Origin of the sequence: Erwinia sp. MYb416 (assembly GCF_037479575.1) — a bacterium.
GTDB lineage: Bacteria > Pseudomonadota > Gammaproteobacteria > Enterobacterales > Enterobacteriaceae > Erwinia > Erwinia rhapontici.
This window is the reverse complement of the sequence record NZ_JBBGYT010000348.1, coordinates 1-1168: the sequence shown is the minus strand read 5'-3', so window position 1 is coordinate 1168 and position 1168 is coordinate 1. Positions and strand designations below refer to the sequence as shown.

Below are 1168 nucleotides of genomic sequence, written 5' to 3'. Positions count from 1 at the left end.
ACACGCGCGAAACACCGGGGTCGGAAGCCGTATCCACCATCTCAAACACCAGATTCAGCAACTGGCGGATAATATGGTTGAACTGCTCCATGACAACGGCATGGGTCAACTGCAAAGCCCGCACCTGCTGTCGCAGGGTGTTCAGTTCCCCCAGCGCCTGCAAGGCAGTTGCGATACGGCTGTACAGACGGCTCGACGCCGGACCATCCTGGCCGTCCTCCGGCAGGACCGGTAGCAGGGCCATCACCGCTTTCTGGCTGCGGGTGACCCGACACCCGCACTGTAGCAGCTCGTCACTGAACAGCTGCCCCGCAGAACAGATCCACAGATTGCTCGCCCCACGTTCGCGCTGAATCTCATGAATTAACTGACTGACTTCCGTTGTCAGCCTGCCGCTTTGTAAAAGGGAGCGCAGGCTGGCGATTTCCCGCTGCCGTGATGCCAGAAGATACGCCAGCGCAGAAGGATAATGATCGCTCATCGACTTAACTCCGCTATTTTTCAAAGGGTCTGGCCAGGCAAATTCCGTGTCGGGGTGCCCCACTAACCTCACAGGCATTTCACTGAAAATAACTATCGCACCTGTTGACAGGAGTGAGACGGAATCAATTAGTCATATTTATTCATTGAAATGCGTGATAGTCAGGCCGCGTATGGTTTTTAAGCAGCTACCATAACGCAGAGCGGAATACCGATTATTGATGCTAATCAAATTGCCGTTTTGTCACCTTTCAGGCAAACTCTGTCACGCTTATAGCAAGCCACTAACATGTTCAACAGGCTCCCGCAATGGTTTCCATTCCCAAAAGCGTCAGGTAAACTGACGTAAGAATTATCTTGATGTAAACCTGTGAGATTTTTTCCTGGAACGTACAGGGTAGTTTACGTTTGATAGCGCGCTATAGCGTCATTCAATGCCGCCATATCGCGTCTGAAAAGAACCCGATTTATAGATGATATTCACGAGGACCAATGTGAAAATTAGCATCGCGTTTACCCTGCTGGCCGTGCTCACTTTAGCGGGATGCAAAGCGCCACCACCGCCTGTCACTGATGACACCGTCGTCAGCAGCGTTGTTGATGGCGTGACGTTAACGCATCGCTATGCGGTGAAAGCCCCCGCATCCTTCACCCCAGTGAATGAGAACTATCGCGCCCTGTATAATGC

At 52.1% G+C, this 1168-nt stretch carries 1 protein-coding gene and 1 pseudogene; one reads left to right on the top strand and one right to left on the bottom strand.

The features are described 5' to 3' along the window. The coding region (locus WH277_RS04115) for a nitrate- and nitrite sensing domain-containing protein (protein ID WP_339504506.1) at window positions 1–481 on the bottom strand (481 nt) is incomplete at its 3' end. Between the two features lie 472 nt (window positions 482–953). Between WH277_RS04115 and WH277_RS04110 the strand changes: the two are divergent. After that, window positions 954–1168: pseudogene (locus tag WH277_RS04110) on the top strand (SH3 domain-containing protein); the annotation flags it as partial.